Origin of the sequence: Marinobacter xiaoshiensis (assembly GCF_031631795.1) — a bacterium.
Classification (GTDB): Bacteria; Pseudomonadota; Gammaproteobacteria; order Pseudomonadales; family Oleiphilaceae; genus Marinobacter; species Marinobacter xiaoshiensis.
Window position 1 is genome coordinate 434,821 of the sequence record NZ_JAVMBO010000017.1, and the last position, 14,640, is coordinate 449,460.

Genomic DNA, 14,640 nt, shown 5'->3' on the forward strand with positions numbered 1-14,640 from the left:
TATCTACAGGCTAGTGTTCAAAGTTATCAGGATATGAGTTTCTGCTCTCGTGCCATGGCATAGGCCGCTTTGGGCCCAAGCCACAGCGATGGCAGCAGTACCAGCGACACCGGAATAGCGGTGATCACAATAAACTGTTGAAGCACACTGATCTGCCCGGCGCCCATGTACAGCAGGATGGCGGCCATGCCGGCCATCGCCAGGCCCCAGAAGGCCCGCACAAAGGTATTTGGCTGGTCGTGGCCTGAGCTTACTACGGCAATGGAGTAGCTCATGGAGTCACCTGTGGTGGCGACAAAAATGGTAGTCAGCACCAGAATTGCCAGCGCCATGAATGCGCCACCGGGAAGGGATTGGGCAACCGTGAGGGTGGCCACATCAAAGCGGAAGTTGTTCAGTGCTTCGGCAAGATCAATCACGCCGGTCATCTGGTAGTAAATGCCTGAGCCGCCCAGCAAGGTAAACCAGATAGTGGTGGCAATAGGCGCCATCACGGCAACCGCCAGGATCATGTCGCGGATGGTTCTGCCGCGAGAGATGCGGGCCACGAAGATTGCCATCAGCGGTGCATATCCAATAAACCAGGCAAAGAAGAATACGGTCCACCATTGCATCCACCAGCCCGGCGCCGTCTCAGCGGTCATGGTGGCCATTTCCATGAATGAAGACACGTACTGCCCCATGCTCTGGAAATAGGTGTTGGTGAGGAACAGTGTTGGCCCAAACACGAAAATGATCGCGGCGACAGCCAGCGCCAGAAACACGTTTAGCCGGCTCAGGAACTGTATGCCGCGGTGAATACCCGTTACCGCTGAGGTCACGTAGATAATTGCGAGAACCACCAGAATGGCCATTTGTGTGGCGAGACCGTCTGTCATGCCGAACAACTCACTGAGCCCAAAGCTCATCTGGGTGGCCAAAAAGCCGATAGGGCCAACGGTTCCGGCAACGACAGCAATCACGCAGCAGGCATCCACCACACTGCCCAGCCAACCGCACATAATGCGTTCACCAAATACCGGGTACAGCAGTGTTCTTGGCTGCAGCGGTTTGCCCTTCACATAGTGAGCATGGGCCAGAACAATCGCCGCGAGAGTTCCCAGAACCGCCCAGGCCAGAAAGCCCCAGTGCATGAAGGACTGTGCCATGGCATTGGACACCGCGGCTGCGGTACCAGGTTCTGTTGTATACGCAGGAGGTGTCACAACAAAGTGATAGATGGGTTCACCGGCCGCAAAGAACACGCCGCCGCCGGCCAGCAAGGTGCACATAATGATGGAGAGCCAGCGGAAGGTGCTCATCTCTGGCCGATCAAGGTTGCCGATCTTTGCCCTGGCAGCCGGTGTGCAAGCCAGGCCCATGGCGATAAAGAAGGTTGCCAGCAGCAACATCTGGAAGTAAGTGCCAAACACTTTGGCCGTCCACGCAAAGCCACCGCCAATCAGATCAGCCACGCCTTTAAGATCAAACAGCGAAAATCCGACAAACAGAACGATAAAGCCCACGCTTAACGCAAGGACAATGGGGTCGCCAAGTTGAGCTATAGAATAGTCTCCACCGGCCTTGATGTTGTTGTTTTTCATGATGCCTACCTTTGTTGTTTTTGCACCTTGCTCTATCTGTGCTGTTTGGCCATCCGTGCATGCTGGCATTTCAGGATCATTACAAAGGCTTGGTACCGATTTTCAGTTGGTTCAGCCAGTTAAGACCCATGATTTTCTCTATCTCTGTCTCGTTAAATCCTTTTTGTCGCAACCCCTCGATAATGGCAGGGAAGTCGCGGTTGTCCTTGAACCACGACAGAGGCCTGGGCCATCCGGCGTTGTTCTTGTTGCCCTCGCCAAAGTCCATTTCTTTCGACCAGCGGCCGTTGCGCATCCAGTCCAGAACCGACTGCGGCTGACCTTGGCACAAATCCGTGCCAATGCCGATGTGGTCTATGCCCATCAAATCCGCGGTATCGGCCACCATGTTGCAGAAGCTTTCGAGGGTGCAGTCCGGCCCGTCTTTCAGGTGAAAGGGGTATACGGAGAAACCAAGTAACCCGCCGCTTTCCGAAATGGCCTTCAGTACCCTGTCTGATTTGTTACGCTTCGCCGGATGAAACGAAGCCGGGTTGGCGTGGGAAATAATCACCGGCCGGCTGGAGAGTTCAATGGCATCCAGCGTAGATCTTTCCGAACTGTGGGACATATCGATGATCATGCCCACACGGTTCATTTCCGCGATGGCCTGTCGACCAAACCGGCTCACGCCACTGTCTTCAGCTTCATAACAACCAGCGGCCAGCAGGCTTTGGTTGTTGTAGGTGAGCTGCATGATCATCAGGCCAAGGCGGCGCATCACGGCAATCATGTCGATGTCATCTTCGATGGGCGAGCAGTTCTGGGCGCCAAAAAAGATGCCGATTCGGCCAGCTTCCTGTGCTACCTGGATATCCTCGGCTTCATAGACCGGCATGATCAGGTCGCTATGTTGTTCGAAGCGCCGGTTCCAGTCACCAAACCGTGAGAGAGTCTCCCGCGTGTTCTCGTGGTAAACCAGAGTGGCGTGCACAGCGGAAACACCGCCGGCACGCATCTGCTCGAATATCTCCCGGGACCAGTTGGAGTACTGAAGCCCATCAATGGTGAGCATGGAGTTCATCCTCTTATCAGGCCCGCACGTAGCAGGTTTTCACAACGGTGTAGAATTCGCGGGCATACTGACCCTGCTCACGGGGGCCGAAACTGGAGTTTTTGCGGCCTCCAAACGGAACGTGGTAATCCGTACCTGCGGTTGGCAGATTCACCATCACGCAGCCGGTTTGTGCCCGGGCTTTGAAGTCTGAAGCAATTTTTAATGAGTTGGTGATGATGCCGCCTGTCAGCCCATATTGGGTGTCGTTCAGGGTGGACAGCGCGGTTTCGTAGTCGGGTACCTTGATGACGCACGCAATGGGGCCGAATACCTCATCCCGGTTGATTTCCATATCATTAGTGGTGTCGGTGAAGAGCGTAGGCTGCATGTAGTAGCCATCGGTTTTGGTGTCTACTCTGGAGCCACCAAACGCGAGTGTTGCGCCGTCGGCCTTGGCGCGCTCAATCCACGCCATGTTGGATTCCAGCTGACGCTTGTCTGCGATGGGGCCAATCTGTACACCTTCTTCAAGCGCGTGACCGACCTTGGCCTGCTCAAGCCGTGCCTTCAGTTTTGATACAAACTCATCATGAACAGCTTCTGTCACGATCAAGCGCGAGGATGCGGTGCACTTTTGCCCACTACCTGAATAGGCACCGTTGAATGCGGCTTCTACGGCAAGGTCGAGGTCTGCATCATCAAGCACGATCAGGGCGTTCTTTGAGCCCATTTCGAGCTGGCACTTAACCAGATTGCCTACGGTAGCTGCTGCAACTCTGCGGCCTACCTCGAGGGAACCGGTAAAGGTAATGGCTTGTACATCCGGGCTGTTGATCAGTGTTTCGCCGGTTTCGCCACCGGAGCCCATCACCAGGTTAAAGGTGCCAGCAGGCAGGTTTTGCCTGCTGATAATTTCTGTCAGGGCCCAGGCGCTGGCAGGAACCAGGTTGGCGGGCTTGAATACCACCGCGTTGCCAAAGGCCAATGCCGGGGCAATTTTCCAAACAGCGGTTGCCATCGGGAAGTTCCATGGGCTGATGATGCCCACAACACCAAGCGGCTCACGCCGAACGTCGATTTCCACGCCAGGGCGAACGGAGTCTGCACGCTCATCAATCTGGCGCAGAACTTCGGCGGCGTAGTAATGGAAAAACTGGCCAGAGCGATAAACCTCGCCTTTGCCTTCTGCTAGAGGCTTGCCTTCCTCTCTGGAAAGCAACTCGCCCAGTTCATCCTGGCGGGCAATCAGCTCGTTACCGATTGCCATCAGAATGTTATAGCGCTGCTCAAGGCCACTTTGGCTCCACTGGGCAAAACCGCTTTGGGCGGCACTGATGGCCTCTTTGGTTTGCTCGTTGGTAGCCTGATCATACTCGCCGATAACATCGCTGAGATCAGACGGGCTGGTGTTGGTGATACTGCTAGCCCCGGTTACCCATTGGCCATTGATATAAAGCGGATGCGAAGTGGACATGACGACCTCCTTATTTACGATGCATGCATACTAGTCAAGATGTAATAATAAAAATAATCAATTATAAAGATTGAGCGATAAGGAGTGCTTATCAGGTGAGTGCAATATTGCCAGAGCTGAAAATTCAGCAGTTACGCTATGTGATCACGGTTGTGGAAGAGGGTAGTTTTCACGGGGCATCCCGGCGATTGCACCGTACCCAGCCAGCCATCTCAATGGCCGTGCGTGAGCTGGAAAACCGCCTTGGGCAGAACCTGTTTGAGCGTGGCGCACAAAACAAGTTAACGCCGTTTGGTGAGTACTGCCTGCCAAGGTTCCGTGATCTGGTAGGCCAGCATGACCGCACTGCAAAAGATGTGGTGAGCCAGGCTGGTGGGCAGCAGGGCCACATACACATTGCCACCGTGCCCTCGGTGGCCAGTCGGATTATGCCGTCGTTCCTGGCGGAGTTTATTGAGCAGTTTCCCGGTCTCAATATCAGTTTGCATGATGAAAACGCCCACTATGTTTGTCAGATGGTGGCGCACGGTGAGGTTGATCTGGGAATAACCAGTCTTTGGCAAAATACTGATGACTTGGAATACACCCACCTCTTTGAGGACAAGGTTGGGGTGGTGTGTCGTAAGGATCATGTCTTTGCTGCGGCAACGTCGCTGGATTGGCGCAGCTTGCAGGGTGAAAAGTTGATTCGGAACGGAACATCCCGGCTATTGATGGGCACTGAGGCTACGGAGTTGGTGGAGAACAGCGCTTTTTACATTTCCAATATGATTTCACTGATTGCCATGCTGGAAGCGGGTGCTGGCATAACAACCCTGCCGCGATTGGCGTTCCCGGAGCACAGCGCTAACCTTTGCTTTATCCCGTTAAGTGATCCGGATGTGGTGCGCAGAATTGGATTGGTGCAGGCGGCAAACCGCACGCTCAGCCCGGCAGCTCAAGCTATGCACTCTTTTGTTCTGGAGAAGTTGCAGTATGACGTGGTGTGACGGGGCAGGGTGCTGATGTGCTTGCCCCTCCCGCAAAGCAGAGCGCTTGTCGGGAGGAGCAAGAATGTTTCACAGCCTGAGAGCGACGCTCCCGAGGCTGCTGATCAGTATTGTTTATTCAGGAATCAGCTTCTGTTCCCGCGCCATGGCATAAGCCGCTTTGGGGCCGAGCCACAGAGAAGGCAGCAGGATCAGAGATACCGGAATGGCTGTGATCACAATGAACTGCTGAAGCACACTGATCTGCCCCGCACCCATGTACAGCAGAATGCCTGCCATGCCTGCCATTGCCAAACCCCAGAATGCGCGCACAAAAGTATTCGGCTGATCGTGGCCAGTGCTCACAACAGCAATGGAGTAACTCATGGAGTCACCGGTGGTGGCAACAAAAACCGTGGTTAGTACCAGAATAGCCAGTGCCATGAAGCCGCCGCCTGGCAGAGCCTGGGCAACCGTCAAAGTTGCTATATCGAAGCGAAAGCTGTTCAGAGCCTCAGTCAGATCTATCACGCCGGTCATCTGGTAGTAGATGCCTGAGCCGCCCAGCAGGGTAAACCAGATGGTAGTGGCAACAGGTGCCATAACCGCAACCGCCAGAATCATTTCACGAATGGTTCTGCCGCGAGAGATACGGGCAACAAAAATGGCCATCAGCGGTGCATAGCCAATAAACCATGCGAAGAAGAACACAGTCCACCACTGCATCCACCAGTCCGGGGCGGTATCGGCCGTCATGGTTGCCATAGCCATGAAGGAAGAAACGTATTGGCCCATGCTCTGGAAGTAGGTGTTGGTGAGGAACAAAGTAGGGCCGAAGACAAAAATAATGGCTCCGATGGCCAATGCCAAAAACACGTTCATCCGGCTCAAAAACTGAATGCCACGGTGAACGCCGGTTGCCGCTGAGGTCACGTAGATCATAGCCAAGGCAATCAGGATGGCCATTTGTGTTATCAGGCCATCAGTCAGGCCAAACAGTTCGCTGAGCCCAAAGCTCATCTGGGTTGCGAGAAAGCCGATGGGGCCAACAGTACCGGCTACAATGGCGATTACGCAGCAGGCGTCTACTACACTGCCCAGCCAGCCACTCATAACGCGCTCACCGAATACCGGGTAAAGCAGTGTGCGTGGTTGCAGTGGTTTGCCCTGCACATAGTGGGCGTGAGCCAGAATGATTGCGGCCAAGGTGCCGAGAACGGCCCAAGCCAGGAAGCCCCAGTGCATAAAGGACTGAGCCAGTGCATTGGAAACTGCAGCCGCAGTGCCCGGCTCTGAGGTGTAGGCAGGCGGTGTTACTACAAAGTGATAGATGGGCTCGCCAGCCGCAAAAAATACGCCACCACCGGCCAGCAGAGTACACATAATGATAGAGAGCCATCGAAAGGTGCTCATCTCTGGCTTGGCAAGGTTGCCAATCTTGGCTTTGGCTGCCGGGGTACAAGCCAGACCAATAGCAATAAAGAATGTGGCCAACAACAACATCTGGAAGTAAGTGCCAAACACTTTGGCTGTCCAGGCAAAACCGTTACCAATCAGCTCAGCTACGCCTTTGAGATCGAACAGAGAAAAGCCAACAAACAGCGCAATAAAACCAACGCTGAGCGTGAGTACTACTGGGTCGCCAAGCTGAGCTATTGAATAGTCTCCGCCTGATTTGTCGTTGCCCTTAATCATAAACTAAACCTTTTTTAATAAATTCTGGCGCGGGACAGTGCCATAAAAACCCTGCCAATACCAATCCAGGCCCGGTTTTTCTGCCCATGGAGGCGCTCGTTTGGCGGCTTCTGGGAAGCATGCTGAGGAACATCCGAACTCAGCAGTCATGTCGAGGTTCAAGAGTGATATCGGGAGGGCTATATCCAGTTGATGCTCGCAGGCTAGCTGGGCATTTCGACAGCTACGCTCAATCCCCTGGAAGTGCATGAGAAGGTTATGTTCCCACCGTACCGCTCAACGATCTCACTTACGATGGCGAGTCCCAGGCCATGCCCGGGTATCTGTTCATCCAGACGCAACCCGCGCTGGCCCAGGCTGGACATTTCATGAGCTTTGACTCCGGGGCCGTCATCAGTCACAACGATGCTGGCAATGCTTTTTCCTTGTGTCAGAGAAAGTTCAACGCACGAGGTCGACCATTTACCGGCATTATCGAGAAGGTTCCCTAATATTTCGTTCAGGTCCTGTTCCTCGATTGGCCAGTGACACTCGCCGCTGAGTGACGTTGACAGTTCAAACGACTTTTCGGGATAGAGCCGGCCCAGCATCCACAGGAGATCGCGGGCTTGCTGAACGGGATAGGCGCTTTTACCCACCTGAGGACCCGCAAACCGGCTGCGCCGCATTTCCGCTTCCAACTGCCGGTCAATATCACTCAGGCGCGATCCCATCTCGTGCCTCAGATCATTTTCCAGCGGGCGGCTGGTATCTTCGAGAACCTGCCTGACGGCAGCGATGGGCGTTTTAACGCTGTGAGACAGGTTTGCGAGCGCTTCCCGGGAGCGCTCAAGCCGCTGGTCCAGGGAGTCCAGAAGTTGGTTGAGTTGCTGCACCAGTGGCCGGAATTCTTCCGGAGCCTCCACGTTTATCCGGGAAATTTCACCGCTCTGTAGGCGCTTGAGAGCAGCTTGGAGCGAGACCACGGGGCGCATCGACAGATTGATGCCGAACCAGATAATCCCCACAAGCAACAAGATCAGCAAAATCGATACGATTGCTGTCCAGGCATGCAGTTCGGCTTGGCTGTTTTGCAGCGCGCCCATATCTTCTGAAACGATCACGGTGAAAGGTATATCGTTTGCCAAAAATGATTTTCGATAGGCGAGAATGTCGGAGGGCGCATTCGGAATCTCAGCACCGTGCACCCTGATGCTGTTCTGGTCATTCGATAACAGCATGGGGCTCAGCAACGGTTGCCAGGATTGTGGAGATATGACTGTTTGAGCCGGAGACTGGATAGCAAAAGCATGATGGAATACTTTCTCAAAATAATCTCCAGTCTTGAGCATGTCTGTCTGGCCATCAGCCTGGCGAATATGATGCTCCAGAAAAGCCACTTCATCCTTTAGGCGGCTCTCGACAAATTCCCGGGACATTCGTTCCAGAAGCAATCCATGCACAAACCATGCGATGGCCATCAAGCCTATGCCTGCGGGTAATAGCAGGAGCAGAAGTGCCCCTTTTATGGAAACAGGCTTTCTAAACAGTGTCATTAAACAGATATCCCTGACCGCGCCGGGTTGCGATGGTTTCTGCGCCAACCAGCTTTCGCAGGCGCCGGATGTAAGCTTCGATGATATTTTCGTTGGGGCTTTCGTTTAGATTATATAGCTGCTCCATGAGCTGCTCTTTGGAGAAAATATGACCAGGCCGTCCCATCAGACAGCGCAGTAACCGGAATTCCGTACCGGTCAGGCTGTGTTCCGTGCCATCTTCGATTTGCAGGCACTGCCGATTTTCGTCGAGTTCAAACCGCCCCACTTTTACCGTTGAGTGAACCCTGCCTTCGCTTCTGCGCATGATGGCATTCAAGCGGGCAATCAGCTCCTCCGTTTGAAAGGGTTTGGCCAGGTAGTCATCCGCGCCTGCTTTGAGGCCGTTTACCTTATCTTGCCAGTCCCCCCTTGCGGTCAGGATCAGTACCGGAAAGGCAACTTTGTTTGCGCGCCACCGTCTCAGCACATCCAGGCCATTTCCGTCTGGCAGCCCGAGATCCAGCACGCCTGCCTTGTAGTCTTCCTGCTCACCTAAAACCACCGCTTCTTTGGCTGTGTGGGCGATATCCACACTGAATCCAGCCTTCTCAAGTTGGCTAGAAAGCCCCTCCGCAAGCAGTCGATCATCCTCTACCAGCAGCAGTCTCATGTGTCGCTTCCTTCTTACGTCAAAACAGTCGGCAGCAGTGTCGCTTATCAAACTGAACTGAGCCTGAACTGCAAATAAATCCGGATTTTCAGAAAGAGTTCAGGTTCGTGCGCGATGGTATCAGGCGTTTTAGCACAACATTCACGTTGCGGGGCAAACACAGGTTTTGAACGCACGTTACGCCGCACCACAGGAGAAGATTTGATGAGTCTAGCAAAGTTCGCAGTTGCAGCAGTTGCCATTTCAATGCCCTTGGCAGCACTTGGAGCAGGTACCCACGGAGGTGGGCATGGTCACAGCGCCAAGAGCGGCGAACCGGGTAAAGCCTCGGACGCCAGCCGCAGCATCACCGTGGAGATGTATGACAACTACTACGAGCCTGAAAAAATCGAGGTAAAGCCAGGAGAAACGGTGCGCTTTGTCGTTCAGAACAAAGGGCAGTTGGTGCACGAATTCAATATTGGCACCCCCGATATGCACGAAGCACATCAAAAAGAAATGATGATGATGGTTGAGCACGGCGCTATTCAGGGCGGCAAGCTCAATCACGACATGATGGAAATGGATATGGGGCACGGCAAGTCCATGAAGCACGACGACCCGAACAGCGTGCTTTTAGAGCCGGGAGAGAGCCAGGAAATCATCTGGACGTTTTCCGAAAAGGGCAATATCGAGTTTGCCTGCAACGTTCCAGGGCACTATCAGGCAGGCATGTACGGCGAAGTGAATTTCAACTGAATCCTTTTGAACAAGTAAGAGTTTAGCGCGCCCGCTCAATAGCCGGCGCGTCGGGATCTTTGAATACGACGAAGTAGTTCGGGAGCAGTTGATCATGATGAGGACCCTTGTCGCAGGCGCATTGAGCCTGCTTTTGCCCGCTATTGGCTTAGCGGGTGAGTACAACCTGACCGTGGACCGAGTGACAATCGATACCGGGGAATTTGTGAAAGAGGGGGTTGGTTACAACGGCACATCTCCTGGCCCCACTTTACGCTTCAACGAGGGAGAAGAGGTTTCTATCAACGTCACCAACAACCTTGACGAGATGACCTCTATTCACTGGCACGGTTTGATTCTTCCCTTTGAGCAGGATGGTGTTCCAGGGATCAGCTTTCCTGGCATCAAACCCGGAGAGACGTTCACCTACAGGTTCCCCATTACACAATCGGGAACCTACTGGTTCCACAGCCACTCGGGCTTTCAGGAGCCGGAGGGGGCCTTTGGTTCCATTATCATCGAACCAGAAGGGCGAGAGCCGTTTCGCTACGATCGCGAATACGTGGTTCAGTTGACGGATAAACACCCGCACGCCAGCGAACGGGTTATGCGCAACCTCAAGATAACGCCGGATTACTACAACCGTAAACAGCAAACCGTGGGGGAGTTCTTTTCGGACGTTTCAGAAAACGGCTTCCTGAGCACGGTGAAAGAACGCCTGGCATGGGGCGACATGCGCATGATGCAGGCCGATGTTGAGGATCTGCAGGGTTTTACCGGCATGATTAATGGCAAAGGTCCGGAACAGAACTGGACCGGTCTCTTTGAGCCCGGCGAGCGAATTCGGCTGCGTTTTATAAACTCATCCGCAATGACCTATTTCGACATCCGGATTCCGGGCCTGAAAATGACCGTTGTCCAGGCTGATGGCAATAACGTACAGCCGGTCAATGTGGATGAATTCCGTATTGGTGTTGCGGAAACCTACGACGTGATCGTTCGGCCCAAGGACGAGCAAGCCTATACGATTTTTGCCGAGTCTATGGGGCGTTCCGGCTATGCGCGAGCAACGCTGGCGCCAGAGGAAGGAATGGAAGCGCCTGTTCCCGGATTGCGCGAGCCCGCACGATTGACCATGGCGGACATGGGCGGCATGCCGGGAATGGATCACGGTGACATGGGCAGTGCAAACAAAATGGCTGAGATGCCCGATATGGACCATTCCAATATGGAGGGTATGGATCATAGCGCCATGATGATGCCTGAAGGCGGTGCAAGTGATCCGTTTTACGCTAAAGGTAGCGGGCTGGTTCCAACCGCAGCCAATGGCGGCAAATTTCTATCCTATGCCGATCTGAAAGCACAGAAGCCTCTTTATGAAGAACGGGAGCCCGCACGAGAAATCGAGTTGCGGCTTACCGGCAACATGGAACGCTACACCTGGAGTATCAATGGCGTTAAATACGAGGACGCTGAGCCCATACGCCTGAAATATGGCGAACGAGTTCGCTTCAAATTTGTAAACGAAACCATGATGACGCACCCCATGCACCTGCACGGTATGTGGTCGATTCTCGATGTCGGTGCTGGCCAATGGAATCCGATCAAACACACAGTCAGTGTGCAGCCTGGTACGACGGTTTACATGGAAACCGAAGTGGATGCGCCTGGGCAGTGGGCCTTCCATTGCCACCTGACTTACCACATGGCGGCTGGCATGTTCCGAAAAGTGATTGTTGAGGGTGGGCCGGAATCCACTCAGGCCGCATTCAGTGAGCAGCCGAGCGAAATTGGGGGTGACGTATGAAGCTTTGGATGCCGTTGATTGCAAGTGCGGTTGTTAGCTTGAGTGTCATACCGGCGCTGGCGTCTGCTCAAGAGCGGATGCCGGATACCACCCAGCGTAAGCAGCCGCTGAAGGTGTGGGGCGCGCAGTTCGAAGAACTTGAATACCGTTACAGTGACAGTGATGAAGAAATAGGTGTTTGGGATGCGGATTTCTTTTATGGCACTGACAATTTCAAAGCTCGCTGGCTTTCCAGTGGGGAGTATTCCTTCGAAGAGCAAGCTTACGAAAAACTCGAAAACCAGTTGGTGGGGCAAATCCCGATATCAACATTCTTCGATGCAAAGGCCGGGGTACGATTCGACACTCCGGAAGGCCCGGATCGAACCTATGCAGTTCTCGGTGTGGCAGGCCTGGCGCCGCAGTGGTTTGAAATCGATGCGAACCTTTACGTGAGCAAGGACGGCGACACTTCTGCTGATCTGGATGCGGAGTATGAATTGCTGCTCACCAATTACTGGATACTCACAGCTACTTTCGATGCAACAGCAGCGTTCAGCGAGGATCGGGAAATTGGAGTAGGGAAGGGCCTGGTGTCCACAGAAACCGGGTTACGGCTGAGCTACGACCTTGTTGACCGCGCTTTCTCGCCTTACGTTGGTGTTGTTCACGAACGCAAATACGGTGATACAGCGGATTTTGCCAGGGCCGATGGCGGTAGCACGGAGGATTGGTTTGTAGTCGTTGGGGCGAGGCTCTCCTTTTAAGAGAAGAAGCATAAAGGAAGATAGATGAACACCACCACTGAATAACTTAGGTGCACGAATTGAATGCGTAAGGTAAAAATTTCATTTGGAATTCTTTTAGCAGGATTGATCAGTGGTTGCAGTGACGGGACGGTAGATGGCCGCTGGTACACCCAGGCCCAGGTCGAACGTGGCTCCACCGTATTCGACGACAACTGCGCAAGCTGTCACGGCTCCAACGCCCAAGGCGCCTTTAATTGGAGAAAACGGCTGGAGGATGGCTCCTATCCACCGCCACCACTTAACGGAACGGGGCACGCCTGGCATCATCCATTCGACATGCTGATGGGTACGATCAACCAGGGTGGCGCTCCCATGGGTGGCCAAATGCCCCCGTTCGGAAATGAACTCTCCAGGGACGATCAAAAAGCCGCCATCGCGTTCTTCCAGAGCAAATGGGATAAGCGGATTTATGATGCATGGTTTGAAAGGAGTGGGATGTAATTTGGCTTTTGGATCATTATGGAATGAATAGGCATAAAAAAAGCCCCGTTTCCGGGGCTTTGGGGCGTTTCAGTGGGTCTCGCTGGACCCCTTGAAACTCTTGGTTGGTGGAGACGGCGTCACCCAAATACCGCATATAACCTTTTGTTTTATATAGTTTTAAATAATATATTTTTGATCATTACCCACAAAATTACCCACAAAAATGGATTTGCAAAGCCTGCACAGGTGCTTGTGCGAATCTCACCGGAATAGACTGCCCCTGCCAACGAGAAATCGCAATTAGTGCTTCATTGTTTTTGAAATCAATGACGGATGGTCTTCTCATAAATCGTTATCCTCAAATCAGAAGTGTAACGCTACGCGGCCAACATAATCTGATCGATCATTTTCAAAAGTGATGGAATCCCTCGACCAAGATCCGTGCGTTTCGGTGGAGGGGCAGATTCGCAGATATGGTTTACGAAAAGGTATGAGTGGGAGACGCCACGGCTGAGTTCGCGAATTCTATCTCGGTCAGCACTTAACAGGGAAAGAAATGACGCCATTACTTCTGTAATCGAAGTTTGCTGGTAGTCCCAAGCATCTTCAGTTGGACAAGCGATCAACTGCGTCCGACTAGCATCGAATGCTCCGAGATCCCTTAAGCGATTGGCAAGTGTTTCGGCATTCTCAAAATCCCATGGCGCAGCGACTAAATCTTTAAAGATCTGTTTTTTTCGTTGCCAAAGAAGGATCAACACCAATGCTCCCACAGTGAAAGTCTTCTCGCCCGACGCTGTGCGCGTTTTCCGTAAGACGTCAAACGTTGCGGCTAACTGATGTTGGGATCGCATGTCCAGTACAAAAGCATCAGAGACCCACTCAAAGTCGCGAAAAAATGATTCGTGTTTCGGTTGATCTTCAATAATTGAACAAGTTACCAGAGAATTTAGGTCATCTTCGCCTACAATCATCCCGTACTCACCGGCTAATGCCTTGGCAAATTGATAATTGTCAGGAAGGCGGAGGTGAACTTCTCGAGAAAAGATCCGATTAAAGTACACCTCTGCGTCAAACCCTGGGCCATACATGCCGCATAGGGATGCTTGAAGCTGATCGCCGTCGGTGGCAAAAACAAAGAAAATGTTATCGACGTTGCAGATGTGTTTCACAACCTCGATCAGCTCGATCGTAAAGTTGGGACGGCATCGGTCTAGTTCATCGATAAAAATGAACAAGGGTGCTTTGAAATATTTGTTTCCAGCATTCTCATGCTCTTTTATGGTGTTTATTACGTTTGACAGCTTCTCTTTGAAACCTTCAACAGCATTCTTTCTTTCTTTCTCTGCCTCATAGGGATCAGCGGGTAACTTCATACCATCGGGCAACTGCAAGCCAGTTGTAATGGTCACCAATGAGCGCATCAACTGAAAGCCGTTACTTTTTAGGAAGGCGGTGAGTTTTTCGTTAGCTGCCTGACTGGTATCCGCATTTTTGACAACTTGCGCGTCGGTATTTTCTTGAGCAATTTCAGTAAGGCGTTGGCTGAGTTGGGAACTGATCTCATACAAGAAAGACATCAAAGGGTCTTTCGAATAATCGTTTTCCCACGCATTGAAGCCCAACACAATGTGGTTATGCTCCTCAAGGTCTTTTCGCCAGCGTTCAAGAAAGAATGTTTTTCCAAACCCCCATGAAGAATTTATATTTAGAACGAATTGAGACGTCCGATATTTGTATTGCTCCATTAAGAAATTTGTCAGAAGGTCTGCCTGCTCTTTCCTTCCCAGTTTGTCATCATCCCAATGATTGGTGACCTCATGGCTCTCGGTCGGCACTTCTGAAGGCATAAACAATTCCGTTAGGGTCGGTGACTGAGTTTAATCTGCATTTTCCTTTTTAGAGGAATTCGAAGATATCCCGAAACGTTTAAGTGTTACAAACTGTGTCAGGTGGATTTTT

The 14,640-nt window shown here is 52.5% G+C and carries 12 protein-coding genes; 5 read left to right on the plus strand and 7 right to left on the minus strand.

Annotated elements, in window-relative coordinates; translation table 11 throughout:
• Positions 1-26: 26 nt before the first annotated feature.
• The 3 genes from RKA07_RS13875 to RKA07_RS13885 form a co-directional block, all read right to left on the minus strand.
• Positions 27-1,583 (minus strand): BCCT family transporter, encoded by a 1,557-nt coding sequence (locus RKA07_RS13875; protein ID WP_310966591.1) that lies wholly within the window; start codon positions 1,581-1,583, stop codon positions 27-29.
• Between the two features lie 79 nt (positions 1,584-1,662).
• A complete protein-coding gene (locus RKA07_RS13880; RefSeq protein ID WP_227714709.1) occupies positions 1,663-2,646 on the minus strand; it encodes a dipeptidase in 984 nt (327 codons plus the stop codon).
• 7 nt (positions 2,647-2,653) lie between these two features.
• Positions 2,654-4,093 carry an aldehyde dehydrogenase family protein gene (locus RKA07_RS13885; protein WP_310966592.1) on the minus strand — a complete coding sequence of 480 codons (1,440 nt, stop codon included), beginning with the start codon at positions 4,091-4,093 and terminating at the stop codon, positions 2,654-2,656.
• Positions 4,094-4,197: 104 nt separating this feature from the next.
• Here RKA07_RS13885 and RKA07_RS13890 point away from each other — a divergent pair, with 104 nt between their 5' ends.
• Positions 4,198-5,082, plus strand: a complete 885-nt coding sequence (locus RKA07_RS13890; protein WP_200369930.1) for a LysR family transcriptional regulator — start codon at positions 4,198-4,200, stop codon at positions 5,080-5,082.
• A gap of 114 nt (positions 5,083-5,196) precedes the next feature.
• On the opposite strand, the gene RKA07_RS13895 is transcribed toward RKA07_RS13890, so the two are convergent.
• The 3 genes from RKA07_RS13895 to RKA07_RS13905 form a co-directional block, all read right to left on the minus strand.
• Positions 5,197-6,756, minus strand: a complete 1,560-nt coding sequence (locus RKA07_RS13895; RefSeq protein WP_200369688.1) for a BCCT family transporter — start codon at positions 6,754-6,756, stop codon at positions 5,197-5,199.
• A gap of 203 nt (positions 6,757-6,959) precedes the next feature.
• Positions 6,960-8,291, minus strand: a complete 1,332-nt coding sequence (locus tag RKA07_RS13900) for an ATP-binding protein (protein WP_310966593.1) — start codon at positions 8,289-8,291, stop codon at positions 6,960-6,962.
• Positions 8,278-8,943, minus strand: a complete 666-nt coding sequence (locus tag RKA07_RS13905) for a response regulator transcription factor (RefSeq protein ID WP_310966594.1) — start codon at positions 8,941-8,943, stop codon at positions 8,278-8,280. Before RKA07_RS13905 ends, RKA07_RS13900 begins: the two co-directional genes overlap by 14 nt.
• A 204-nt stretch (positions 8,944-9,147) precedes the next feature.
• On the opposite strand from RKA07_RS13905, the gene RKA07_RS13910 reads away from it, so the two are divergent.
• The 4 genes from RKA07_RS13910 (at position 9,148) to RKA07_RS13925 (ending at position 12,696) form a co-directional block, all read left to right on the plus strand.
• Positions 9,148-9,681, plus strand: a complete 534-nt coding sequence (locus RKA07_RS13910) for a cupredoxin domain-containing protein (protein ID WP_200203022.1) — start codon at positions 9,148-9,150, stop codon at positions 9,679-9,681.
• A gap of 94 nt (positions 9,682-9,775) precedes the next feature.
• A complete protein-coding gene (locus RKA07_RS13915) occupies positions 9,776-11,467 on the plus strand; it encodes a copper resistance system multicopper oxidase (protein WP_310966595.1) in 1,692 nt (563 codons plus the stop codon).
• Positions 11,464-12,213, plus strand: coding sequence for a copper resistance protein B (locus tag RKA07_RS13920; RefSeq protein ID WP_200369683.1), 750 nt, complete (start codon positions 11,464-11,466; stop codon positions 12,211-12,213). Before RKA07_RS13915 ends, RKA07_RS13920 begins: the two co-directional genes overlap by 4 nt.
• A gap of 63 nt (positions 12,214-12,276) precedes the next feature.
• Positions 12,277-12,696 carry a c-type cytochrome gene (locus RKA07_RS13925; RefSeq protein ID WP_310966596.1) on the plus strand — a complete coding sequence of 140 codons (420 nt, stop codon included), beginning with the start codon at positions 12,277-12,279 and terminating at the stop codon, positions 12,694-12,696.
• A 359-nt stretch (positions 12,697-13,055) separates the two neighbouring features.
• On the opposite strand, the gene RKA07_RS13930 is transcribed toward RKA07_RS13925, so the two are convergent.
• On the minus strand, positions 13,056-14,528 hold the full coding sequence (locus RKA07_RS13930) for a KAP family P-loop NTPase fold protein (RefSeq protein WP_310966597.1): 1,473 nt from the start codon (positions 14,526-14,528) through the stop codon (positions 13,056-13,058).
• Between the last annotated feature and the right edge of the window lie 112 nt (positions 14,529-14,640).